29 protein-coding genes are annotated in these 23393 nt (G+C 61.0%); 18 read left to right on the top strand and 11 right to left on the bottom strand.

Going from position 1 to position 23393, the window contains the following annotated elements; all coding sequences use genetic code 11:
- Window positions 1-497: 497 nt before the first annotated feature.
- Window positions 498-1868 (top strand): DNA-packaging protein, encoded by a 1371-nt coding sequence (locus ACR0D8_RS08330; RefSeq protein WP_480646385.1) that lies wholly within the window; start codon window positions 498-500, stop codon window positions 1866-1868.
- A gap of 85 nt (window positions 1869-1953) precedes the next feature.
- On the opposite strand, the gene ACR0D8_RS08325 is transcribed toward ACR0D8_RS08330, so the two are convergent.
- Complete coding sequence (locus ACR0D8_RS08325; RefSeq protein WP_480645704.1) at window positions 1954-2388, bottom strand: hypothetical protein; 435 nt, start codon at window positions 2386-2388, stop codon at window positions 1954-1956.
- 159 nt (window positions 2389-2547) lie between these two features.
- Here ACR0D8_RS08325 and ACR0D8_RS08320 point away from each other — a divergent pair, with 159 nt between their 5' ends.
- The 16 genes from ACR0D8_RS08320 (at window position 2548) to ACR0D8_RS08245 (ending at window position 15089) form a co-directional block, all read left to right on the top strand.
- Window positions 2548-3708, top strand: a complete 1161-nt coding sequence (locus tag ACR0D8_RS08320) for a phage portal protein (RefSeq protein ID WP_480645703.1) — start codon at window positions 2548-2550, stop codon at window positions 3706-3708.
- Complete coding sequence (locus ACR0D8_RS08315) at window positions 3701-3919, top strand: GTA head formation protein, RCAP_rcc01685 family (RefSeq protein WP_480645702.1); 219 nt, start codon at window positions 3701-3703, stop codon at window positions 3917-3919. The genes ACR0D8_RS08320 and ACR0D8_RS08315 overlap by 8 nt, the downstream gene beginning before the upstream one ends.
- A 14-nt stretch (window positions 3920-3933) precedes the next feature.
- Window positions 3934-4491 carry an HK97 family phage prohead protease gene (locus ACR0D8_RS08310; RefSeq protein ID WP_480646383.1) on the top strand — a complete coding sequence of 186 codons (558 nt, stop codon included), beginning with the start codon at window positions 3934-3936 and terminating at the stop codon, window positions 4489-4491.
- A gap of 35 nt (window positions 4492-4526) precedes the next feature.
- Window positions 4527-5705 carry a phage major capsid protein gene (locus tag ACR0D8_RS08305; RefSeq protein WP_480645701.1) on the top strand — a complete coding sequence of 393 codons (1179 nt, stop codon included), beginning with the start codon at window positions 4527-4529 and terminating at the stop codon, window positions 5703-5705.
- 176 nt (window positions 5706-5881) lie between these two features.
- Window positions 5882-6481, top strand: a complete 600-nt coding sequence (locus ACR0D8_RS08300; RefSeq protein WP_480645700.1) for a head-tail connector protein — start codon at window positions 5882-5884, stop codon at window positions 6479-6481.
- The gene (locus ACR0D8_RS08295; protein ID WP_480645699.1) at window positions 6478-6816 is read left to right on the top strand and encodes a phage head closure protein; all 339 of its coding nucleotides are present in this window, start codon (window positions 6478-6480) and stop codon (window positions 6814-6816) included. Before ACR0D8_RS08300 ends, ACR0D8_RS08295 begins: the two co-directional genes overlap by 4 nt.
- Window positions 6813-7226, top strand: a complete 414-nt coding sequence (locus ACR0D8_RS08290; protein ID WP_480645698.1) for a DUF3168 domain-containing protein — start codon at window positions 6813-6815, stop codon at window positions 7224-7226. Before ACR0D8_RS08295 ends, ACR0D8_RS08290 begins: the two co-directional genes overlap by 4 nt.
- A gap of 20 nt (window positions 7227-7246) precedes the next feature.
- Window positions 7247-7660 carry a phage major tail protein, TP901-1 family gene (locus tag ACR0D8_RS08285; protein ID WP_475161724.1) on the top strand — a complete coding sequence of 138 codons (414 nt, stop codon included), beginning with the start codon at window positions 7247-7249 and terminating at the stop codon, window positions 7658-7660.
- A 4-nt stretch (window positions 7661-7664) separates the two neighbouring features.
- Window positions 7665-7985 carry a gene transfer agent family protein gene (locus tag ACR0D8_RS08280; protein ID WP_480646381.1) on the top strand — a complete coding sequence of 107 codons (321 nt, stop codon included), beginning with the start codon at window positions 7665-7667 and terminating at the stop codon, window positions 7983-7985.
- Window positions 7982-8191 carry a rcc01693 family protein gene (locus ACR0D8_RS08275; RefSeq protein WP_480645697.1) on the top strand — a complete coding sequence of 70 codons (210 nt, stop codon included), beginning with the start codon at window positions 7982-7984 and terminating at the stop codon, window positions 8189-8191. Before ACR0D8_RS08280 ends, ACR0D8_RS08275 begins: the two co-directional genes overlap by 4 nt.
- Window positions 8178-8840 (top strand): phage tail tape measure protein, encoded by a 663-nt coding sequence (locus tag ACR0D8_RS08270; protein WP_475161715.1) that lies wholly within the window; start codon window positions 8178-8180, stop codon window positions 8838-8840. The genes ACR0D8_RS08275 and ACR0D8_RS08270 overlap by 14 nt, the downstream gene beginning before the upstream one ends.
- Window positions 8841-8855: 15 nt before the next feature.
- Window positions 8856-9488 (top strand): phage distal tail protein, Rcc01695 family, encoded by a 633-nt coding sequence (locus ACR0D8_RS08265; RefSeq protein WP_480645696.1) that lies wholly within the window; start codon window positions 8856-8858, stop codon window positions 9486-9488.
- A complete protein-coding gene (locus ACR0D8_RS08260; RefSeq protein WP_480645695.1) occupies window positions 9488-10375 on the top strand; it encodes a DUF2163 domain-containing protein in 888 nt (295 codons plus the stop codon). Before ACR0D8_RS08265 ends, ACR0D8_RS08260 begins: the two co-directional genes overlap by 1 nt.
- Window positions 10372-10818: a CHAP domain-containing protein gene (locus ACR0D8_RS08255; protein ID WP_480645694.1), complete on the top strand. Its 447-nt coding sequence runs from the start codon at window positions 10372-10374 to the stop codon at window positions 10816-10818. The genes ACR0D8_RS08260 and ACR0D8_RS08255 overlap by 4 nt, the downstream gene beginning before the upstream one ends.
- A complete protein-coding gene (locus tag ACR0D8_RS08250; RefSeq protein WP_480645693.1) occupies window positions 10819-14784 on the top strand; it encodes a baseplate multidomain protein megatron in 3966 nt (1321 codons plus the stop codon).
- Between the two features lie 8 nt (window positions 14785-14792).
- A complete protein-coding gene (locus ACR0D8_RS08245; RefSeq protein ID WP_480645692.1) occupies window positions 14793-15089 on the top strand; it encodes a DUF7742 family protein in 297 nt (98 codons plus the stop codon).
- Here ACR0D8_RS08245 and ACR0D8_RS08240 read toward each other — a convergent pair.
- The gene (locus ACR0D8_RS08240; protein WP_480645691.1) at window positions 15070-15408 is read right to left on the bottom strand and encodes a TraR/DksA family transcriptional regulator; all 339 of its coding nucleotides are present in this window, start codon (window positions 15406-15408) and stop codon (window positions 15070-15072) included. The two genes, ACR0D8_RS08245 and ACR0D8_RS08240, sit on opposite strands and share 20 nt — an antisense overlap.
- 84 nt (window positions 15409-15492) lie before the next feature.
- On the opposite strand from ACR0D8_RS08240, the gene cysE reads away from it, so the two are divergent.
- Window positions 15493-16302, top strand: coding sequence for a serine O-acetyltransferase (gene cysE, locus ACR0D8_RS08235; RefSeq protein ID WP_475161696.1), 810 nt, complete (start codon window positions 15493-15495; stop codon window positions 16300-16302).
- Between the two features lie 6 nt (window positions 16303-16308).
- Here the strand turns inward: cysE and ACR0D8_RS08230 are convergent, their stop codons facing one another.
- From ACR0D8_RS08230 to ACR0D8_RS08190, 9 genes are all read right to left on the bottom strand, one after another.
- The gene (locus tag ACR0D8_RS08230; RefSeq protein ID WP_480645690.1) at window positions 16309-16548 is read right to left on the bottom strand and encodes a hypothetical protein; all 240 of its coding nucleotides are present in this window, start codon (window positions 16546-16548) and stop codon (window positions 16309-16311) included.
- A 156-nt stretch (window positions 16549-16704) separates the two neighbouring features.
- Window positions 16705-18000 carry a pyruvate dehydrogenase complex dihydrolipoamide acetyltransferase gene (locus ACR0D8_RS08225; protein WP_480645689.1) on the bottom strand — a complete coding sequence of 432 codons (1296 nt, stop codon included), beginning with the start codon at window positions 17998-18000 and terminating at the stop codon, window positions 16705-16707.
- Window position 18001: 1 nt separating this feature from the next.
- Window positions 18002-18265 carry a hypothetical protein gene (locus ACR0D8_RS08220; protein WP_475161684.1) on the bottom strand — a complete coding sequence of 88 codons (264 nt, stop codon included), beginning with the start codon at window positions 18263-18265 and terminating at the stop codon, window positions 18002-18004.
- A 1-nt stretch (window position 18266) separates the two neighbouring features.
- Entirely contained in the window at window positions 18267-19628 is a 1362-nt protein-coding gene (locus ACR0D8_RS08215) for a pyruvate dehydrogenase complex E1 component subunit beta (protein WP_480645688.1), read from the bottom strand.
- A 3-nt stretch (window positions 19629-19631) separates the two neighbouring features.
- Window positions 19632-20018, bottom strand: coding sequence for a VOC family protein (locus ACR0D8_RS08210; protein ID WP_480645687.1), 387 nt, complete (start codon window positions 20016-20018; stop codon window positions 19632-19634).
- Between the two features lie 3 nt (window positions 20019-20021).
- Window positions 20022-21017: a pyruvate dehydrogenase (acetyl-transferring) E1 component subunit alpha gene (pdhA, locus tag ACR0D8_RS08205; RefSeq protein WP_480645686.1), complete on the bottom strand. Its 996-nt coding sequence runs from the start codon at window positions 21015-21017 to the stop codon at window positions 20022-20024.
- Window positions 21018-21185: 168 nt separating this feature from the next.
- Complete coding sequence (locus ACR0D8_RS08200; protein ID WP_475161677.1) at window positions 21186-21485, bottom strand: FtsB family cell division protein; 300 nt, start codon at window positions 21483-21485, stop codon at window positions 21186-21188.
- A gap of 176 nt (window positions 21486-21661) precedes the next feature.
- Window positions 21662-22006 (bottom strand): lysozyme inhibitor LprI family protein, encoded by a 345-nt coding sequence (locus tag ACR0D8_RS08195; RefSeq protein WP_480645685.1) that lies wholly within the window; start codon window positions 22004-22006, stop codon window positions 21662-21664.
- A 70-nt stretch (window positions 22007-22076) separates the two neighbouring features.
- A complete protein-coding gene (locus ACR0D8_RS08190; protein ID WP_480645684.1) occupies window positions 22077-23267 on the bottom strand; it encodes a phosphoglycerate kinase in 1191 nt (396 codons plus the stop codon).
- Window positions 23268-23393: the final 126 nt, after the last annotated feature.

Genomic DNA, 23393 nt, shown 5'->3' with positions numbered 1-23393 from the left:
AAAGCCAGGCTACGAAATTGATCTGGGTTCGATATTTGCCGGCGCGGTCCAGATGTGTTAATTTTTCTATATTTTTGAGTGCGTTGGGTGTTTCTGGCGTTGCGTATTTTCTTGACTCCACGCGCGATTTCTCGTATAGGTTGTGTCATGCTAGAAGAGGTGGGCAACGGCCCCGGGGCGACCCGGTGGCCGTTTTTCGTTTCTCTCGTGCGGAGAAAACTCACGCATGAGGTCACAGGCAAACATGACTTTGATTACCCCGGAGGAGCGGATTTCTCAGACGGCAGATTTGTTGCAGTCGCTTGAGAGGTCCATTCGCGATTTGCGCAAAGCAGCAGAAGAACTGCGCAGGCAGATCGGAGCCGGGGAGGATGCAGATCTTGCTGGTTCAGCACGGCAACTCGGTCAGCTAGAGGGGCTGATCCGAACCTGCCAGAAAGTGGAGGCGAATTTTGTCGAACAACATCACAGACAAGCCGGAATTGCCCAAGGAGGGTATGCGCTCGACCTTGAGCGCGCTCGATTTGAAATCGGGTGCAGGCTGGCTCGCCTCCGTCGATGCCGAGGTGCGGGAGAGATTTCTGAGTGAGATCGGGGAGGGGGGGCTGTGCGCCCTCCCTTTCCTGTTCGAGTTCTGGGCGCTGCCGCATCAGTTGCCGCCCGAAGGGGACTGGCGGTCTTGGGTGATCATGGGCGGGCGCGGCGCGGGGAAGACGCGCGCCGGGTCCGAGTGGTTGCGGTCAATGGTTGAAGGTTCGAAACCGTTGGACCGTGGTGAGGCCAGTCGCGTGGCTTTGGTTGGCGAGACCTTCGATCAGGTGCGCGATGTGATGATTTTCGGCGATAGCGGGATTTTGCAGTGCTCGCCGCCGGATCGGCTTCCGGTGTGGAAAGCATCCGAGCGCAAGTTGATCTGGCCGAACGGGGCCGAGGCACAGGCGTTTTCGGCGCATGATCCTGAAGGGCTGAGGGGTCCTCAGTTCGACGCGGCCTGGGTAGATGAACTGGCCAAGTGGAAGAAGGCCGGCGACACTTGGGATATGCTGCAATTTGCCTTGCGGTTGGGGGAGCGGCCGCGGGTCTGTGTGACGACCACACCACGCAATGTGAAGGTTTTGAAAGAGTTGCTGGCGTCTCCGTCCACCGTTCAAACCCATGCGCCGACTGAGGCGAACCGGGCCAATCTGGCGGGCTCGTTTCTGGACGAGGTTCGCGCGCGTTATGCGGGTACCCGGCTTGGGCGGCAGGAATTGGACGGGGTGCTGTTGTCGGATGCCGAGGGAGCGCTGTGGACGGGCTCGATTCTGGAGGCGGCGCGGTGCGGGCATGTGCCTGCGTTGCATCGCATCGTCGTGGCGCTGGACCCGGCGGTAACGCCTGGTTTAGGCGCGGATGCCTGCGGGATCGTGGTCGTGGGGGCTCAGCTGCAGGGGCCGCCTGAGGACTGGCGCGCCTATGTGCTGGCCGATCGAACGGTTCAGGGCGTTGGTCCGGCGGGCTGGGCCCAGGCGGCGATTGACGCGATGGATGAGTTCGGGGCCGAACGGCTGGTGGCCGAGGTCAATCAGGGCGGGCAACTGGTGGAAGAGGTGATGCGACAGGTGGACCCTCTGGTCCCTTATCGCGCGGTGCGGGCCTCACGCGGCAAGGTCGCGCGAGCCGAGCCTGTGGCGGCCCTGTACGAGCAAGGGCGGGTGCACCATGTGGCCGGGATGGATGCGCTGGAGGAACAGATGTGCCAGATGACCGCGCGAGGGTTCGAGGGGCAAGCCTCACCCGACCGCGTCGACGCGTTGGTCTGGGCACTGCATGAGTTGGTTGTGGGGCCTGCGGGCGCGTATCGGCGGCCGAGGGTAAGGGCGTTGTGAGGGCTTTGGAGAGTCCGTCTCGTCGCGGCTTGACTTGGCGAGGCGTTCGGATTTGTCAGCTTTGGTATTCTTACCGAACGATAAGCTAAGTCTTTGATACACTTGGATTGATCAGAAAAACGCCGCCACTTATGACACAAGCCCAAAACAAATGTGTTTTCAGAGAATACATGTCGATTCCGGCATCCAAGTAAGAATTGGCCGCCCATCCGACGAACGAAGGCAACGAAAGAAACCCGAGCGCCGACAGTGATCGGGTAAGCCTTTGTTCGATCTCGGGCTTACGTCGGAACAATTTCTTGCTCAAACGATTCGCCGCAAACCCACCCACTGCAACTCCTAACGGCATGCTGGCCAAATAGGCTATACCTGCAATACCAAGGAGGCCTTCTCCGACAATCATCGCGCAAACTAAGAAAATTAGGATTGGAGTTAACTCGATCCATGGCAACCACTTCGAATTGCCGACTCTTTCAAAGAACTCAGTCAACATGTTAGTTTGATACAGAATTTCCGGCATTTATATAACGTCTTTTTACCATCTTTGGTAAATCGTCGTAACCACACGAAAATGCCACCGTTGCCCAACCCCCGTACGCCCCATTCCCAAGCCTTAAACTTCTTTCCGACATAACTCCTTTCAACAAGCCGGGCAGAGCGGCGGCAGAAAGGAGCACAGATGGTATTCGATTTCTTGCGTCGTGGATCGGCTGGGGACGCGCCAGAGGCGAAGGCGAGCGCGGCGGGGCCTGTGGTGGCGTGGCAGACGGGCGGACGCGTAGCGTGGAGCCCTCGGGATGCGGTGTCTCTGACGCGGACGGGGTTTTCGGGGAACCCGGTGGGGTTTCGCTCGGTCAAGCTGATTGCTGAGGCGGCGGCGGCTCTGCCTCTGGTGTTGCAGGATCAAGCGCAGCGGTTTGATACTCATCCGATCCTGTCGCTGATGCGCCGACCGAATGCGGCGCAGGGACGGGCAGAGTTGATGGAGGCGCTGTTCGGGCAGTTGCTGCTGTCGGGCAATGCTTATGTTGAGGCAGTTCAGGCCGAGGAAGGGTTGCCGGTTGAGCTGCACGTGTTGCGCTCAGACCGGATGAGCGTGGTGCCGGGGGCGGATGGGTGGCCCAAGGCCTATGACTATGCGGTCGGTGGCAAGAAGCATCGGTTTGCGGCAGAAAACATCTGCCACATCAAGTCGTTTCACCCGCAGGACGATCACTATGGGTTCTCGCCGATGCAGGCGGCGGCGATGGCGATTGATGTGCATAACAGCGCGTCTCGGTGGTCGAAATCGCTGTTGGACAATGCGGCGCGGCCTTCGGGGGCACTGGTGTGGAAGGGTGATGGCCATGGGGTGATGGCCGAGGATCAGTTCCGCCGCCTGTCCGATGAGATCGAGCAGAACTATCGCGGGGCGCGGAATGCTGGCCGCCCGATGGTTCTGGAAGGGGGCTTGGATTGGAAACCGATGGGGTTCTCTCCGTCCGACATGGAGTTTCAAAAGACCAAGGAAGCCGCCGCCCGCGAGATCGCGCTGGCCTTTGGGGTCCCGCCAATGCTGCTGGGGATACAAGGCGACGCGACCTATTCGAACTATCAGGAGGCCAATCGGGCGTTTTATCGCCTGACCGTGCTGCCCCTGGTGACGCGGGTGGCGGCGGCGGTGTCGGAGTGGCTGGCGGGCTTTACCGGCGAGGATTTGATGCTGAAGCCCGATCTGGATCAGGTGCCCGCGCTATCGGCGGAACGCGATGCGCAATGGGCGCGGGTCAGCGGGGCTGAGTTCCTGACAGATGCCGAGAAACGCGCGCTGTTGGGGCTGCCGGAGCGTGCGGATGTCTGACGGGTATCCCCCGTTCGATTGCGCGCCGGGCCTGCGCCTGGCCGCGCATGAGCGGGTGGCCGAGATCCAGCACGCGCATTTGTGCAGGCGGTTGGATCAGATCGAAGAGATGATGGAACGACTGGAAAAGCGGTTGTGGCTGACGGTCTACGGCGTGGTCGCGGTGATTCTGGCGCAGGCGTTTCAATCTCTGTTGGTGGTAACGCCATGAGTTCAGTGACTTACATGGAGAAGTTCATGGATTTGGAGCATAAGTTCGCGCGCTTTGGGGACGGGTTGTCCGTTACAGAAGACGCGGTGATCGAAGGTTACGCAAGCCTGTTTGGGCAAGTTGATCAGGGCAGCGATGTGGTGCAGCGGGGGGCGTATCAAGCCTCACTTGACGGGCTCGTCAAGGCGGGCCAACGAGTCAAGATGCTGTGGCAGCACGACCCGGCACAGCCCATTGGAGTCTGGGACGAGGTGCGTGAGGACGACAAGGGCCTGTGGGTCAAAGGGCGCTTGCTGGAGAGCACGCAAAAGGGTCGAGAGGCGGCGGAGCTGATCCGGGCGGGCGCGATGGACGGGTTGTCGATTGGCTATCGCACCAAGCGGGCTGTGAAGAATGACAAGGGCCAGCGGGTCCTGACCGAACTGGAGCTGTGGGAGGTGTCTTTGGTGACATTCCCGATGCTGCCCAGTGCGCGGGTGGCGGCAAAGGGCTCTGTGCCCGGGTCCGAGGACACCTGGCGCAGTATTGCTGAGGTGTTCAACGACGCCCGGCAGGAGCTGGCGCGGACCTAGCGCGCCTTAGACCCACCGAAAGACAGGACATGCTGATGAGCAAGACCGAGATCCCGGCCTTGACCGGAGAGGGTGCGCCCCTGGTTCAGGAGGTGAAGCAGGCGATGGCTGGCTTCGTGAATGAATTCAAGGGCCTGAAGGCTGAAGTTAAAAATCAACTACAACAGACGGAAGAGCGACTGACCATGCTGGATCGAAAAACAACTATCGCGGCGCGCCCGCATCTTGCGGCGTCTATCGAAGACGGTGCGCCGCATCAGAGGGCGTTCGACGCATATGTGCGTTCGGGCGATGATGACGGCCTGCGCGGGCTGGAGATTGAGGCCAAATCGCTGACAAGCGCGGTGAACAGTGACGGCGGGTACCTGGTCGATCCGCAGACGGCCGAGGTCATCAAATCGGTGCTGAAATCCACCGCCTCGATCCGTTCGATTGCGTCCGTCGTGAATGTCGAAGCGAATTCGTTCGATGTGTTGATCGACCATACCGATGTCGGCGCTGGCTGGGCGGATGAGGCGTCGGCCGCGACTGAAACGGCAACGCCCTCGATCGACCGGATTTCGATCGCGCTGCACGAGTTGAGCGCGCTGCCGAAAGCCTCGCAACGTCTGCTGGATGACAGTGCCTTTGACGTCGAAGGATGGCTGGCCGGTCGCATCGCGGACAAGTTCGCCCGCGCCGAAGCTTCGGCCTTTATCAGTGGCGATGGCGTCGACAAGCCAAAGGGGATCTTGGACCACGCCAAGGTTGACAACGACGTCTGGGCCTGGGGCAATATCGGATATGTGCCAACCGGCATCGATGGCGGTGTTGACGCGGATTCTATCGTCGATGCGGTCTATGCGCTGGGTGCGCAATACCGGGTCAACGGCACTTTCGTGATGAACTCGAAAACCGCGGGTCTGATCCGCAAGCTGAAGGACAGCGATGGGCGCTTCCTGTGGTCCGATGGTCTGGCGGCGGGCGAACCGGCGCGCCTGATGGGCTATCCGGTGCTGATCGCCGAGGACATGCCGGACGCGGGCACCGACAGTTACTCGATTGCGTTTGGTGATTTCCAGGCTGGTTACACCATCGCCGAACGCCCCGATCTGCGCGTCCTGCGCGATCCCTTCAGCGCCAAGCCGCATGTCCTGTTCTACGCGACCAAGCGCGTGGGCGGTGATGTGAGCGATTTTGCAGCAATCAAGCTGGTGAAATTCGGCATCGCCTAAGCGGTGGCGAATCCCGGGGGGCGGGCAACCGACCCCCGGGACGGCGGGCGCGGGCCGGGGTGAGATCCCCTGCGTTGTCTAGCTGCTCCCCTCCGTCCGAGCAACGTGGGGCGGCGCGTGCCCGTCAAGTCCTGAGAATGCGGGCCCGGAGCGGTCCGAGATTGCGGAGTGAATGGATGATGTTGATCGAAGAAACCGCCATCGCAGATGCGGCGCTGCCGGTGGATCAGTTCAAAGCGCATCTGCGGCTGGGCACGGGGTTTGCCGAAGACAGCGTGCAGGACGAGGTGCTGAAAGGTTTTCTGCGGGCGGCGATCGCAGCAATCGAGGCACGCACCGGCAAGGTGCTGATCGCGAGGGGCTTCTCGTGGGGTCTGAACGGCTGGCGCGATGCGGCGGGTGAGGTGTTACCGGTGACCCCTGTTACCGCAATTAATGCAGTGACTGTGATCGACGCGGTAGGGGCCGATACGATTGTGGACAGCGGCCGGTATCGCCTGGCCGAAGACAGCCAGCGCCCACGTCTTTGCCCAGCGGAAGCATATTTGCCGGTCATTCCCACAGGCGGGTCGGTCAGGATAGATATTGCGGCTGGGATGGCTGCGGATTGGGGCGGATTGCCTGCCGATCTGGGGCAGGCGGTTCTGCTGCTGGCCGCACATTACTATGAATACCGCCACGAAACCGCTCTGGGCGCAGGGTGCATGCCGTTTGGCGTCACCAGTCTGATCCAGAGATACCGAGTGGTTCGTTTCGGTGCCGGGGTGGCGCAATGAAGACGCCGCGATTGAACCGAAAGCTGACCTTGGAAGCCCCAGTCCGCGTCGCCGATGGCGCGGGAGGGTACACCGAGACCTGGCGGCCGCTGGGTGCGGTCTGGGTCGAGGTCACGGCGCGCAGCGGATCCGAACGCCAGGTGGCCGGGGTGCCGGTTTCCCGTGTCGGGTATCGCATTGTAGTGCGTGGCGCGCCCGAAGGGTCTGTGATGCGCCCTTCGCCGGATCAGCGCTTTGCCGACGGCACGCGCCGGTTTGTCATCCGCGCGGTGGCCGAGCGTGACCCGCGCGGCCAGTACCTGACCTGTTTCGCAGATGAAGAGGTGGTGGCATGAGCTATGGCGTTTCGGCCGCCCTGCAAGCGGCTGTGTTTCAGCAGATTTCCGGCGACACGCAGGTCAGCGCGCTTGCGAACGGCGCGGTCTATGACGCGGTGCCGGCGGGATCGGTGCCCCAGACCTATGTGACGCTGGGGCCGGAGGAAGTGCGCGACGCCTCGGACCATTCCGGCAGCGGGGCTGTGCATCGGTTCACGGTGTCAGTGGTGTCCGAAGCGGCCGGGTTCGGGTCCGCCAAGACGTTGGCCGGGGCGGTGTGCGACGCGCTGGAAGGCGCTGCGCTGACCCTAGACCGGGGGCGGTTGGTGGGTCTGTGGTTCGAGCGCGCTTCGGCCCGCCGTACAGGAACCGGCGGCGCGATCCGCCAGATCGACCTGCGTTTTCGCGCCCGCGTGGAAGACGATTAAGCAATCAACGGAGAGAGCATATGCCTGCCCAGAACGGAAAAGACCTGTTGGTCAAAGTGGATATGAACGGCTCGGGCCTGTTTGAGACCATTGCGGGGCTGCGCGCCACGCGGGTCAGTTTCAATGCGGAAAGCGTGGATGTCACCAGTCTGGAAAGCCAGGGCGGCTGGCGCGAACTTCTGTCCGGGGCGGGGGTTAAATCCGCCGCAATCTCGGGTTCGGGCGTGTTCAAGGACGCCGATACGGATGAGCGCGCGCGGCAGCTGTTCTTTGATGGCGAGACGCCGAATTTTCAGGTGATCATCCCTGATTTCGGCATTGTCGAGGGTGCGTTTCAGGTGACGGGTATCGAATATGCGGGCTCGCACAATGGTGAAGCGACCTATGAGATGAGCCTGGCCAGCGCCGGTGCTCTGGCCTTCACAGCGCTGTAATCCAATGGCCAATCCGTGGACGGGCGAGGTGGCGTTGACCATCGATGGGGAGCGCCGGGTGCTCAAGCTTACGCTGGGTGCCTTGGCGGGGTTGGAACAGGACTTGGGCACCGGGTCCCTGGTGGAATTGGTGCAGCGGTTCGAAGGCGGGTCGTATTCCAGTGGTGATGTGCTCGCCCTGATCGTAGCAGGGCTGCGGGGCGGTGGGGTTGATGTGACCGGCGCCGACTTGCTGGTCGCTGAAATTGAAGGCGGCCCGTTGGCGGGCGTGTGCGCGGCTGCTGAACTGCTGGCGCGGGCCTTCATGGTGCCGGGTGAATCATGAGCGGGTTCGACTGGCCCGCGCTTATGCGGGCCGGGTTTGTCGTGTTGCGTCTGTCGCCGGATCAATTCTGGCGGCTGACGCCCGCCGAATTGCGGCTGATGCTGGGACAGGGCGCAGGGTTGCCGGCATTGAACCGCGCCGGTCTGGACGCGCTTCTGGCGGCCTATCCGGACAAGGAACAAGGAGAGCGTGATGACGGATCGTGACGGGTTTGACGACCTGCAGGAACGGGGCGAGGCGCTGGGCGACTCGCTGGGGGATGCGGCCTCGATGGCGGCAGCGTTTGACAGCCAGATGAAGCGGATCAGTGCGGCCTTCGAGGAGACCGGCAAGGACGTCGCTACATTGGAGCGCGGCATGTCTGGTGGCTTGCGCAAGGCGTTTGACGGCGTGGTTCTGGATGGGATGAACCTGTCAGATGCTCTGGACGTGCTGAAGAATTCGATGATCCGAACGGCCTATTCGGCGGCTATCAAACCGGTCACGGATCATTTTGGCGGGATGCTGGCCAACACGGTTGGCGGTCTGGTGCAGGGGATGCTGCCTTTCGCGGATGGGGGCAGCTTTTCGCAGGGCCGGGTGATGCCGTTTGCCAATGGCGGCGTGGTCAGCGGCCCCACAACCTTTCCCATGCGTGGCGGCACCGGATTGATGGGCGAGGCTGGCCCCGAGGCGATCATGCCTCTGGCGCGCGGACCTGACGGAAAGCTGGGGGTGCGGACCTCTGGAGGCGGTCGCGCCGTGAATGTGGTGATGAACATCACAACTCCGGACGTGCAGGGATTCCGTCGCAGTCAGGGCCAGATCGCCGCTCAGATGAGCCGGGCGCTGGGCCGCGGCAATCGCAACAGGTAATGACAGGAGCAGGTCATGAATTTCCATGAGGTGAGATTTCCCGCCAGCCTGAGCTTTGGCTCGGTCGGCGGTCCCGAACGGCGCACGGATATCGTGACGCTGGCCAACGGGTTCGAGGAGCGCAACACGCCCTGGGCACATTCAAGGCGACGCTATGATGCCGGTCTGGGGATGCGGTCTCTGGATGACATCGAAACGCTGGTGTCCTTTTTCGAAGCCAGGCAGGGCCAGATGTTTGGGTTCCGCTGGAAGGACTGGTCTGATTACAAGTCGGGCGCGGCCACCGCGGATGTCGATAAGGGTGATCAGGTCATTGCGCGGGGGGACGGCGTACAGACGGCGTTTCAACTGGTGAAGACTTACAGATCCGGTGAATTCACCTATGTCCGGCCGATCATCAAGCCGGTGCTTGGGTCGGTAAAGCTCGGGCTTGAACAGGACGAAATGCGCGAAGGTGTCGACTTCGAAGTCGACCTTGCACGGGGGGTGGTAACTTTTTCAGCACCGCCGCCTGAACAGGTGGAGATCACCGCAGGTTTCGAATTCGACGTTCCGGTTCGGTTCGATACCGACAAGATTCAAACCAGCGTTGCCAGTTTTCAGGCCGGCGACGTGCCGAATGTCCCGGTTGTCGAGGTGCGCGTGTGATGAGTGGCGACAAGCAGGGATTGCTGGACCATTTGCAGAGCGGGCTGACCACGACTTGCAGGTGCTGGGCGATCACACGCTCGGACGGGCAGGTTTATGGGTTCACCGACCACGATATGGCGTTGAGCTTTGATGGTCTGGAGTTCAAGGCCAGCACCGGCCTGACCGCGACCGCGATCGAACAGGCCACCGGTCTGTCCATCGACAATTCTGAGGCCATGGGCGCGCTGTCTGATGCCGCCGTGACCGAAGAAGACATCGAAGCCGGCCGGTTCGATGGGGCCGAGGTGCGTGCCTGGCTGGTCAACTGGGCGGCACCCGAGCAACGCATGCTGCAGTTTCGGGGCTCGATTGGCGAGCTTCGCCGCGCCGGCGGAGCCTTCTACGCCGAACTGCGCGGCCTGACGGACCTGTTGAACCGCCCCATGGGCAGAATTTATCAGAAACCATGTACTGCCGTGTTGGGTGACGCGGCCTGCAATTTCGATCTGAAGGCTCCGGGCTTTGCGGCGACGGCGGAAGTCGTCGGTCTGACCGGTCTCAGCGTATTGCAGTTGAAAGGCGCAGAAGCTCCGGCCGCGGCATGGTTCGAACGCGGCAGGCTGGACGTTTTGTCGGGGCGTGCGGCTGGACTATGGGCATCCATCAAGCTGGACCGGAAAATTGCCGGCGGCCGGAATGTTACTTTGTGGTCCGGGCTGAGCGGCGGTCTGGCGGTCGGCGATCAGGTCAGGCTGGCGGCAGGATGTAACAAAAGCATGAGCGCCTGCCGCAAAAAGTTCAACAATCTGATCAACTTTCAGGGATTTCCTGATCTTCCGGGCGAAGATTGGGTGATGGCTGTTCCCAAGCAAGGCAACCCGAACAAAGGGGGGAGCATTCGATGAGCGTGCGTCGGCAGGACATTGTTGATGAAGCCCGCAGCTGGCTGGGTACGCCTTATGTGCACCAGGCGTCGGTCAAGGGCGCGGGCACCGATTGTCTGGGCTTGCTGCGAGGCGTGTGGCGGGCCCAATTCGGACAGGAACCGGAACTGGTTCCGACCTATAGCATGGACTGGTCCGAGCCGCAGGGCGAGGAGCGGATGTGGGCCGCCGCGCAACGACACCTGATCGAGAAGAACTCGAATGCCCCAGCCATCGGGGATATTTTGCTTTTCCGCATGCGGGAAGGCCGGGTCGCCAAGCATGTGGGCATTGTCAGCGACGTTGGTGCAGTGCCCCGGTTTATTCACGCCTATTCCGGATATGGCGTTGTCGAGAACGCTCTGAGCGCGCCCTGGTGCCGCCGGATCGTTGCCCGTTTTGAATTTCCGCTGGAGGATATGTGAATGGCTACAATTGTTCTTTCCGCGGCAGGGGCTGCGATTGGCGGGGCGGTTGGCGGAACTGTCGCGGGCCTGTCGTCTGCGGTGATCGGACGAGCGATCGGCGCGACACTGGGCCGTGTCATCGACCAACGGCTGATGAGCCAGTCGGTGATGGGCGGCGGCAGCGAAGTTGTTGAGACAGGACGTCTGGATCGGTTTCGCCTTACCGAATCCGGTGAGGGGGCACCGGTTGCTACTGTCTTCGGGCGCATGCGGGTGGGCGGTCAGGTGATCTGGGCTTCGGATTTTCTGGAAACCAAAAGCACGAGCACCGCCACTCAGTCCGGTGGGGGCGGTGGCAAGGGGTCTCCCAAAACCCCCGAAGTCACTACCACCACCCACAGCTACAGCTACTCGATTTCTCTGGCCATTGCCGTTGGCGCGGGACGTATTGCCGACGTGCCGCGCGTATGGGCAGACGGAGAGGAACTGGAACGCGCCGGGCTGAACATGCGCATTTACCGCGGTTCGGACAGTCAACTGCCGGACCCACTGATCGAGTCCATTGAGGGAACAGGAAACGTTCCGGCCTATCGCGGAACAGCCTATGTTGTAATCGAAGACCTGCAACTGGGCGCGTTCGGAAATCGCGTTCCGCAGTTTTCTTTTGAGGTTGTACGCCAGGAACAGGCCGGAATGCCTGACACACCGGATGCCTTGTCCAGAACCATCCGGGGCGTCGCCCTGATGCCTGGCACAGGAGAATATGCGCTGGCCTCGACACAGGTGAATTACTCAAAGGGGCAGGGGCGAAGCTGGGCCGCGAATGTTAATTCAGCATCCGGCAAGCCGGACCTTGTGACCGCCACACGCGCACTGAACACTGAATTGCCCGCATGTGATGCCACGTCCTTGATCGTTTCGTGGTTTGGCGATGACCTGCGGTGCGGGCAATGCCAGATCCAGCCCAAGGTTTTGCATAAAGATATCGAAGGCAAGGGCATGCCCTGGCGCGTGGCCGGTGTGCACAGAAACGCGGCACAACGGGTGCGGCAGGACGGGGACCGCCCGGTTTACGGCGCAACTCCGACAGACGAGTCCGTGGTGCAGGCTATCCGGCACCTGAAGGATGCAGGCAATCGCGTCATGTTTTATCCGTTTATCCTGATGGACCAGTTGCGTGACAACGGCCTGCCGGACCCCTGGTCCGAGGCCGGCAGTCAGCCGCACTTGCCCTGGCGAGGTCGGATTACGCTAAGCACCGCTCCGGGGCGGGAAGGGTCGCCGGACCAGACGGCGGCTGCGGATACACAGGTGGGAACGTTCTTCGGGCAAACCCGTGCAAGTGACTTTGCGGTTGGTGACGGCACCGTTTCCTATAGCGGGCCGCAGGAATGGGGATTGCGCAGGTTCATCCTGCATTACGCGGCTTTGTGCAAAGCCGCCGGAGGCGTTGAATCGTTCTGCATATCGTCGGAAATGCGCGGGCTGACGCAGATCCGCGGCCTGACCGGGTTTCCTGCCGTTCGCCAACTGCAGGATCTTGCCGCCGAGGTGCGCAAGATATTGGGGCCGGGTACAAAAATCGGATACGCGGCCGACTGGAGCGAATATTTCGGGTATCAGCCCAACGACGGGTCAGGCGACCGCTACTTTCATCTCGACCCGCTGTGGGCCGATGACAACATCGACTTTGTCGGCATCGACAATTACATGCCGCTGTCGGACTGGCGCGCGGGCGAAGATCATCTGGATGCCAAATCCGGCGCGGACGCGATCTACGACATCGACTATTTGCGCAGCAATATCGAAGGTGGCGAAGGCTATGACTGGTACTACGCCTCGCCCGAGGAGGCTAAGGCCCAGATCCGCAGCCCCATCCAGGACAGCGAGTATGACGAGGCCTGGATTTGGCGATACAAGGACTTGCGCAACTGGTGGTCGCAACCGCATCACGAGCGGATTGGAGGGGTGCGCCAAGTCAACCGGACAGATTGGGTGCCGGGGTCAAAACCGATCTGGTTCACCGAACTTGGCTGTGCCGCAATCGACAAGGGCACCAATCAACCGAACAAGTTTTTGGATCCGAAGTCGTCGGAATCCAGCCTGCCGCGCTATTCTGACGGACAGCGCGACGATTTCATTCAGGTGCAATATCTGAAAGCAATGTTGGGGTACTGGTCCGACTCGGATACGAACCCGGCTTCCGATGTTTATGACGGACGAATGATCGACCTGTCGAACGCTTATGTCTGGGCCTGGGACGCGCGCCCTTACCCCACATTCCCGAACCTGCGCAGCCAGTGGAGCGATGGCGCGAACTATGCGCGCGGGCACTGGTTGAACGGACGGTCCGGGTCACGGACGCTGGCCTCTGTCGTAACTGAAATCTGTTACGGGGCCGGCGTAACGGACATAGACGTCTCGCGCCTTTACGGTGTTGTCCGGGGATACGCGATTGAGGATGTCACCAGCGCCCGCGCGGCGTTGCAACCCTTGATGTTGCGCTATGGGTTCGATGCGATCGAACGGGATGGCGTGTTGCAATTCCGGATGCGCAATGGCGACAGCGCCATTGATCTGAACACCGACACGCTCGCCGACATTTCGGATATCGAAGGACGGGTCGAATATCGGCGCGAAGCCGAAGCGGAGATGACGGGCCGCGTGCGCCTGCGTTTTGTGCAATCGGATGCCGATCATGACATCGTGTCCGAAGAGGCGGTCCTGCCGGACACCCGCACACACTCGGTTTCGGTGAACGAGATGCCGCTGTCGATGACGCGCGCCGAAGGCAGGCAAACCGCCGAACGTTGGCTGAGCGAGGCCCGGGTGTCCCGCGAAACGGCCCGGTTCGCGCTGCCGCCGTCGCTGCTGAACGTCGGTGCTGGGGACGTGATCCGCCTGAACGGGGATGGAGAAGGCGCGAGATATCGCATCGACCGTCTGGAACAGGCCGAAATGCAACTGGCAGAGGCCGTTCGCATCGAACCCGGCGTCTATGCGCCCACAGACCTGCCCGATGACGCGGTGACCGCAAAACCCTTTGTGGCTCCTGTTCCCGTATTGCCGGTGTTCATGGATTTGCCCTTGATCACCGGTTCCGAACAGCCGCACGCGCCGTATCTGGCTGTATCCGCCAACCCTTGGCCGGGCAGCGTCGCCGTCTATTCGGCTGCAAGCGATGAGGACTATGCCTTGCAAGAGGTGATTTCGGCCCAGGCCGTCATAGGATTTACCGAAACGCCCCTGATGCGGGCAAGTGCCGGGCTTTGGGATGAGGCAGCCCCCTTGCGGGTTAATCTGGTTGACGGGCTGCTGGAGTCCCGCCCGCGCGAAGCTTTGCTGAACGGGGCAAATCTGGCCGCGATTGGGGACGGAACGCCGAACAACTGGGAAGTGTTTCAGTTCGCGGACGCTGACCTTCAGGAAACAGGAATCTATAACCTGTCCGGGCGGTTGCGCGGCCAGCTGGGAACAGATGCGATCATGCCCGAGGTCTGGCCGGAAGGGTCGATGTTCGTGCTGCTTGACCAGCGCGTCTACCAGACCGGGTTGCGAAGGTCGGAGCGACGGGTCAGCAAGCATTACCGGATCGGTCCTGGCGCACGGGGGTATGATGATCCGTCCTTTACTCATCTTGTGGAAGCTTTTGATGGCAATGGGCTTCGACCCTACGCACCAGCGCATTTGGCGGTAACCGCATCACCCGCAGGTGATCATGTCTCGTGGATCCGCCGCACCCGGATTGACGGAGATGATTGGGCCGGACTTGAGGTGCCGCTGGGCGAGGAAAGCGAATCCTACCTGGTTCAGATTTGGGTTAACGGTGCCCGGGTACGTGAAGACGTCGTCCAGGCGCCCGGAATTCATTACCCCGCCGCAATGAAACAAGATGATGGATCAACTGGGTCCTATGAGGTGCGCGTTGCGCAGGTGTCAGCCAGCTATGGGCCGGGATCATTCGCAAGACTGACGGTCGGATAGGCAATACCATGCGCCCTGTTTTGCACGGTGATGTCAGCGCCGCGGCGCGGGTCTTGCTGACCGCGCCGACAGCGGATCGCGATCGCCTCTGCCTGCGAATGATCCACGAAGCCGAACTGGCCGACGCACATGTCGGTCAGACCGGCAAACTACACCCGCATTTCGGCAACGGTTCGCTGATGGCAGCCGCGCGCAACCGGCTGCTGGCGGATGAGCCCGGGTTCGACGACATTCAATATTGTCAGTGTTTCGAACAGGTTCTGCGTCACCTGATCCAATTTCTGGTCAAGAAGACGCGCAGCTGACGCATTTGCTGGCGGCGAGGTCCAGATTAAGCCGGCCCGCAGGTATTTCGTCGCCGCAATCTTCGCAATAGCCAAACTCGCCGTCCTGAATTCGGCTTAGGGCGGCTGTCAGCCTTCGAACTTCCAGATCGCGGTTTGCCTGTTGGGCCTTGGCCATAGCCTGATTCTGCAAGGCGTCCATTCTGCTCAGGCGGCCCACGGCTTGCTGATCCAGTTCGACAATGGCCTGCGCCTTTTTCCCCGAAGCCGATTGTTCGGCCAGTTCTGCCAGCCGGGCACGGATCAATCCTTCAAATTCTGACAGCGCATTTTCATTCATTTTCGTTAACCTGCCGATCACGGGTTTGCGTTTGGCGATTTTGCCACTAAATGGCATTCTAGGCGCAGCAAAGGATCAAAAGCCATGTTGGAAAAGCGCAGTCAGGTCACTCCCGTCGATCCGGTTTGGGATCGCATCACGACCGAGGCCCAGGCGGCCGTCGAAAGTGAACCCCTGATGGGGGGGCTGGTTCACGCCTGTATCCTGCACCATCGCAGCCTTGAGCGGGCGCTTTCGTATCGGGTTTCCGCAAAGCTGTGTTCGAATGAAATGTCGATGATGGTTCTGCGTGAAATCGTGGACGAAGCCTATGCCGATGACGCAACCCTGATCGAAGCGGCGCGTGCCGACCTGATGGCGGTTTACGAGCGTGACCCCGCCTGCCATCGGTTGTTGCAGCCGGTCCTTTACTTCAAGGGATACCAGGCGATGCAGGCTTATCGCGTGGCGCATTGGCTGTGGCGCAAGGGGCGGTATGACCTGGCCTATTTCTTCCAGATGCGCTCATCCGAAATATTCGGGATCGACATCCACCCGGCCGCGAAAATCGGCAAGGGTATCATGATCGACCATGCGCATTCGATCGTGATCGGTGAAACGGCGGTGGTTGGCGACAATGTCTCGATGCTGCATTCCGTAACGCTGGGCGGAACCGGGAAGGAAGAAGAGGATCGTCATCCGAAAATCGGTGACGGCGTTCTGATCGGTGCCGGCGCTAAGGTGCTGGGCAATATCGAAGTTGGTCCATGCAGCCGCATCGCAGCGGGGTCTGTGGTTCTGCAAGAGGTTCCGGCCTGCAAGACCGTCGCCGGTATTCCCGCAAAGATCGTGGGCGAGGCCGGGTGCGATCAACCATCGATCTCGATGGATCACATGCTGGGCAAAGACCAGTAAAAAACTTCAGTTCGGGCGGTTGTTCTTTCTGTTCAACCGCTTGAGCCGTTTTTCCTCACGTCGCTTTTTCCGGTCTTCGACCCGTTTGGCACGTTCAGCCTTGCGTTTTGCAACTTCGGCAGGGTCGGGCTGATAGGTCGAATTTTCGCCTGGATAGCTGTTGGGTTTCGCAACCGTGCCAGTTGGCATGGCAGTCGCCAGAACCGACAAGATCAGTAGGGATTTGGCCGTATTCACAAGGGTCATGGCGCACCTTTGCATCGGGGAACTTGATGCAATCAAGGTGAGCAGCCACATGGGCTGCGGCAATGGCTGCTACGGTCACAGCCTTTCACAACACGGCAAGGGTCACTGCAGCCGCGCCGGGTAAGTCACCCGACGCGGCGAAAACTCTGCCGACGATCAGGCCAGCATAACCATCGGGTTTTCCAGATTGTCGACAATCGCCTGCAGCAGTTCCGCCCCCAGCGCGCCGTCGATGACGCGGTGGTCGACCGACATGGTGACCGACATGACAGTGGCCACGGTCAGTTCGCCATCATCGCCGACAACCGGTTTCTTGACGCCGGTGCCCACGGCCAGAATGCCCGCATGCGGCGGGTTCACGATGGCGTCGAAATTGTCGATACCGAACATTCCCAGATTCGAGACCGCAAAGGTCCCGCCCTGATACTCATGCGGGGCCAGTTTGCGCTCGCGGGCGCGGGCGGCGAGATCCTTCATCTCGGTCGACAGGGCAGACAGAGATTTGGTGTCGGCGTCCTGCAGGACCGGGGTGAACAGACCGCCCTCGATGGCGACCGCCACAGCCACGTCCGACGGTTTTAGCTGCAACACTCGGTCACCTGCCCAGACCGCGTTGCAGGCAGGCACCTGTTGCAGCGCGTTGGCGACGGCCTTGATGATGAAGTCATTGACGCTGAGTTTGACGCCCCTTCCTTCCAACTGCTTGTTCAACTGGCCGCGGAATTTCAGCAGCGCATCCAGCCTGATGTCGCGGCGCAGATAGAAATGCGGGATGGTCTGCTTGGCCTCGGACAGCCGCGCAGCAATGGTTTTGCGCATGCCGTCGAGCTTGATTTCCTCGTAATCCCGCCCTTCGTACATCCGGGCGACGGCATCGGCCGAGGGGCCAGCCGGGGCTGCTGCGGCAGGGGCCGCTGCGGCTGCGGCAGGGGCGGCGGCGGTTGCAGTCGCACCTTCGACATCGGCTTTGACGATGCGCCCATGGGGACCGGAGCCGCTGATCAACGCCAGATCGAGACTTTTCTGTGCAGCGATCCGGCGGGCCAGGGGGGACGCGAAGATACGCCCGCCATCGGCCTTGACCGGAGCCGCCGGAGCGGGGGCAGCCGCCTCGGACGCCGCTGGCGCGGCGGCCTCGTTGCCTGCGGCCGCTGCGGGCGCAGCCGCCGGGGCTGCGGCAGGTGTGGACGCGATATCATCGGCGCTTTCACCATCTTCCAGCAGAACCGCGATGGCGGTGTTGACCTTGACCCCTTCGGTGCCCTCGGGGATCAGGATCTTGCCGATCGTGCCTTCGTCAACGGCCTCGAACTCCATCGTGGCCTTGTCGGTTTCGATCTCTGCCAGCAGGTCGCCGGAGGAGACGGTGTCGCCTTCCTTCACCAGCCATTTTGCAAGTGTGCCTTCCTCCATCGTCGGGGACAGGGCAGGCATAAGGATTTCGGTGGGCATCTCAGCGCTCCTCAATCAAAGTAATTTGGTCATAGGGCGCCTTGGGGCGCCCCGTGCCACGTGCGAGCGTCGCAATCGCGGCTTCGATTTTATTCTTGTTCTCGGCCATCCAGACATATGCCGTCTGATGAGAAGGGCGCGCGCCGGTCAAACCGGTATCCGCAACCAGACGCTCGGGAACCAGCGCCCGTACGATGCGGTTGTCGACGTCGATTTCGACACGGTAGCATTCGGTTGCTGGATCGCGGCCCCTGATCTCCATCATCTTACCGGTAGGTCACCTGTTTGACCGCTGCGATCACCTCATCCGTGGTGACCAGAGCCAGTTTTTCCAGGTTCGCAGCATAGGGCATCGGAACGTCCTTGCCGGTGCAGTTGATGACTGGCGCGTCGAGGTAGTCGAACGCCTCCTGCATCACCACGGAGGAAATGTAGCTGCCGACCGAGCCTTGCGGCCAGCCTTCCTCGACGGTCACCAGACGGTTGGTTTTCATCACCGAGTTGATGATCGCGCCGGTGTCCATCGGGCGGATGGTGCGCAGGTCGATCACCTCGGCATTGATGCCTTCCTCGGCCAGCTTATCAGCGGCTTCCAGAGCGAACTGCATGCCGATGCCAAAGCTGACGATGGTCACATCGGACCCTTCGCGCCAGATGCGGGCTTTGCCCAGCGGGATGGTCAGATCATCCACCTGCGGCACGTCGAATGAGCGGCCATAAAGGATCTCGTTTTCAAGGAACACCACCGGATTGGGATCGCGAATGGCCGATTTCAGCAGGCCTTTGGCATCGGCGGCTGAATAGGGCATCACCACTTTCAGGCCAGGAACCTGCATGTACCAGGCGGCATAGTCCTGGCTGTGTTGCGCCCCCACGCGTGCCGCCGCACCGTTGGGACCGCGGAACACGATGGGACAGCCCATCTGGCCGCCGGACATGTAAAGCGTCTTGGCCGCCGAGTTGATGATCTGGTCAATCGCCTGCATGGCGAAATTGAAGGTCATGAACTCGACAATCGGTTTCAGCCCGCCAAAGGCCGACCCGACGGCAATGCCGGTGAAGCCATGCTCGGTGATCGGGGTGTCGATCACCCGCTTGGAGCCGAATTCGTCCAGAAGACCCTGGCTGACCTTATACGCGCCCTGATATTCGGCGACTTCTTCGCCCATCAGGAGCACATCTTCGTTGTTGCGCATCTCTTCGGCCATCGCGTCGCGCAGGGCTTCCCGCACCGTGTGCTGCGCCATTTCCGCGTCGGCGGGCCAGTCGGGCGAGTGATCGACCACCGGGGCCGCAGGCGCCGTCGCCGCAGGAGCGGGCGCCTCAACCGCCGCGGGGGAGGCCTCGGCCACCGCTGCTGTAGCGGGCAGGGCAGAGGCGTCTTCGCCTTCCTCAACCAGGATCGCAATGGGGGTGTTGACCTTGACCCCTTCTGTGCCTTCCGCGATCAGGATCTTGCCGACGATGCCTTCGTCGACGGCCTCGAACTCCATTGTCGCCTTGTCGGTTTCAATCTCGGCCATGATATCGCCGGAGGAGACGGTGTCGCCTTCCTTGACCAGCCACTTGGCCAGCGTGCCCTCTTCCATCGTGGGCGAGAGTGCGGGCATGAGAATTTCGGTTGCCATGTCTCAGTTTCCTTCCGCGGCCGGGGTGATCATCCCGACGATGTTTCCTTGTCCGTCTTCCACATAGGCACAACGACCAATGCCGGGGTAGTCGGTTGGCGGCAAGGCCTCAGCGCCTCCGTTGGCCAACGCCCAGGCAAAACGCTCATCGCAGTCGCCGACCTCAAAGGTCATTGTACCGCCGCGCACGGGGCTACCCGCGGTAGGCGCGTCGCCGATGCGCTGCATCAGGCCGCCGGTCAGCGGCGAGCCGCCAATCTGGTCGCCGTCGATCAGGTGATATCCAACTTCCTCACCGCCGGGCATCGGCGTGAAGCCCCATCCGAACAGGCCTGAATAGAACGTTTTGGCCTGCTCGACGTCGCTGGCGTGAATCTCAAAATGCGGCATCTGTCAGGCCTCGGCGTAGATGTCAGTCCAAAGCTCGTCCAGCGACGGCTCGGGGCTTTCTTTCGAGAATTCGGCGGCCTGGTTCACGACCTCTTTGATCTCTTTGTCGATCGCCTTCAGGTCGTCTTCGGTCGCGTGCTTGCCAGCCAGCAGCAGTTCGCGCACATGTTCAATCGGGTCGCTCTGCTCGCGGACCTTCTGAACTTCTTCGCGGGTGCGGTATTTGGCCGGGTCCGACATCGAATGGCCACGATAGCGATAGGTTTTGATTTCCAGGATATAAGGCCCCTTGCCGGCGCGGCAGTGGGCGACCGCCTTTTCACCGGCTTCCTTGACGGCCAGCACATCCATGCCGTTGACGATCTCACCCGGGATGCCAAAGGCCTCGCCCCGGTGGTAGATGTCCTTGGTCGAGGTGGAGCGGGCCTGAGCGGTACCCATGGCGTATTGGTTGTTCTCGATCACGAAGACGACCGGCAGGGCCCACAGGGCGGCCATGTTGAACGTCTCATAGACCTGACCCTGGTTTGCGGCACCGTCGCCGAAATAGGTGAAGGTCACGCGGCCATTCTCTTTGTATTTGTCGGCGAAGGCCAGACCGGCGCCCAGCGGCACCTGCGCACCGACAATGCCATGACCACCGTAGAAATGCTTTTCTTTCGAGAACATGTGCATCGAGCCGCCCTTGCCCTTGGACAAGCCCCCGATACGCCCCGTCAGTTCGGCCATCACGCCGCCCGGGTCCATCCCGCAGGCCAGCATGTGACCATGATCGCGGTACGATGTGATGCGCTTGTCACCTTCCTCGGCGGCGGCTTCAAGACCGACAACAACAGCCTCCTGACCGATATAGAGGTGGCAGAAACCGCCGATCAGGCCCATTCCGTATAGCTGCCCTGCCTTTTCCTCGAATCGGCGGATCAGCAACATCTCGCGGTAATAGGTGGTAAGCTCTTCTGCAGAAACATTTGGTTTCTTTGCGGTTTTTCGCGCAGCCATAGCGGCAATCTCCCCCTCTCGGCAGATAGTTTAGCGTTAAACTATCTCATAAAGCATTTCCTGCTTTCTGGCGAGTGGAAATGTGACGCAGCGTCGGATCGCGCGCAATTCGGCGCATGTCACCGGGGCTGCGTTGAGAAGATAAAGGTTTTGGGGCTGCGTCGCGGGTCAGCGAATGACGATCTCATCCGCGCGGATCATGCCCAGAACGCTTCGGGTTTGCTGATCCAGCAGATCCAGATCCAGATAGGTATCGGACAGGCGTCGCGTCAGATTTTCCATTTCGGCAATCTCGGATTCCAGCTGTGCCAGATCGCGCGACAGGGCGTCCCGTTCCGCCGCAATCTCGACCCGTCGGAACAGGCCATAGTCTCCCTGCACGGCGGCAAAGGTGAAATAGACACCCAGCATGAAAGCCACCATGAAGAAAACAACTGCGCCCAAACCGGGCCGATGGGAACGGGACACTCTGTTTACCGCCGTATGAAGTCTGCCTCAAAAACGTGCCCTTTGCGGGCCTCTGTTCGCACTATGTCACAGGTGATTCGGCTTGTGAATCCCCTGATTCGCAATTTTCCGTGCCTGGTAGTGAAAAGTTCAAACGGCCAAACTTTGCGCGGTGTCTCAACGGAAAGCGCGTGTTTTCAACGCCAGGCCGTCAGCTCGTGATTGCGCCTAAGTGTTTGTTCTTCCATGCATGACCAGTAAAACATGGCATCGGCGCTGCCGCCTGCGGTTAGTTCCTGTTCACAGGTAGCATCGCGCGTTTTCAGCCAGGCGCGCTGTTCATTCAGCAACGCCTGCCCATCGCCGCGCGCATCCGCTGCGGGTTTGATTTCCTTCCACAACCGGTTCAGTTCACGGTCCGCGATTTCCCAATTCTCCTTCGCGCAGAAATTGATTTCCAGCTGCGTCTGGCCGCCACAATGAGACTGGGCAAAGGATGAACAGGGGATCAGGACAAGCGCGAGGACCGCAATGGCTTTCATGGCAAATCTCCTGATTAAAAGAAGATTTTACCACGATCCCCAACGGTCGGCCACAAGTGACGGAGGTAGATTATTGTTCCAATGCGGCAACGCCGGGCAGGGTTTTGCCTTCCATCCACTCCAGAAACGCGCCCCCTGCGGTGGAGATGTAGGAAAAGTCCTTTGCCGCGCCGGATGCGTTCAACGCGGCCACCGTGTCGCCACCGCCTGCGACCGAAATCAGCTGACCGGCCCGTGTCAGGGCCGCGGCCTTGAGCGCGGCCGCGTTGGTTGCGGCGTCGAACGGCTCAAGCTCGAACGCGCCCAGCGGACCGTTCCAGATCAGGGTCTGGCTTTGTTCAAAGATGTCGGTGATCGCGGCGACGCTTTCGGGACCGGCATCCAGAATCATGCTGTCAGGGGGGCACTGATCGGCAGGCAGAACCTGATGCGGGGCCTTGGCCTCGAATTTCTCGGCAACCACGATGTCGCGCGGCAGGACGATCTGACAGCCGGAGGCGCCGGCCTTCGCCATGATCTCAGCGGCGGTGTTCTTCATCGCATGTTCGGCCAAGGACTTGCCCACATCCTGACCCCGGGCCACAAGGAACGTGTTTGCCATGCCGCCACCAATGACCAGATAGTCGACTTTGTCGATCAGGTTGCCCAGCAGATCCAGCTTGGTCGAAACCTTGGCACCACCCACAACCGCTGTGACCGGGCGTTTTGGCGATCCCAGCGCATTTTCAAGCGCACTCAACTCCTGTTGCATCAGACGGCCCGCGCAACAGGGCAGCAGGCGCGCAAGCGCTTCGGTCGAGCTGTGCGCGCGGTGCGCGGCGGAAAAGGCGTCGTTGCAATAGATGTCGCCCAGCCTGGCCATCCCGGCCGCCAGATCGGGGTCGTTCTTGGTTTCAGCCGCGTGAAAGCGCGTGTTTTCCAGCAGCAGCACCTGACCGGGCTGCAGGGTGTCGGCGGCCAGCTCGGCCTCGGTGCCGACGCAATCGGCGGCGAACAGGACACTGGCACCAAGCGCCGCCTCCAGCGTCGGAACCAACTGCTTCAGCGACAGGTTTTCGCGCCGCTCGCCACCTGGACGCCCGAAATGGGCCAGCAGAATGGGTTTGCCCCCGGCCGACAGAATATCCTGCACGGTCGGCACGATGCGCTGAATGCGCGTCGCGTCGGTCACAACGCCGTCCACAACCGGTACATTGATATCCACCCGCACCAATACGCGTTTGCCGTTCAGGTCCATATCGTCCAGCGTTTTCCAGCCCATGGTGCAATCCTCAGTAATAAAAACCGGTTTAGGCGGTTCTTTTCCTGCATTTTGCCCTCAGGTCAATGCGTCACTTGGCATTCACGCGCCCGGCGCATAGGTATTTGCGCAAGACAAATCGACAGG

This window comes from Ruegeria sp. BG10 (assembly GCF_056538575.1).
The sequence above is the reverse complement of the archived record's forward strand: the minus strand, read 5'-3'. Positions and strand labels throughout refer to the sequence as shown.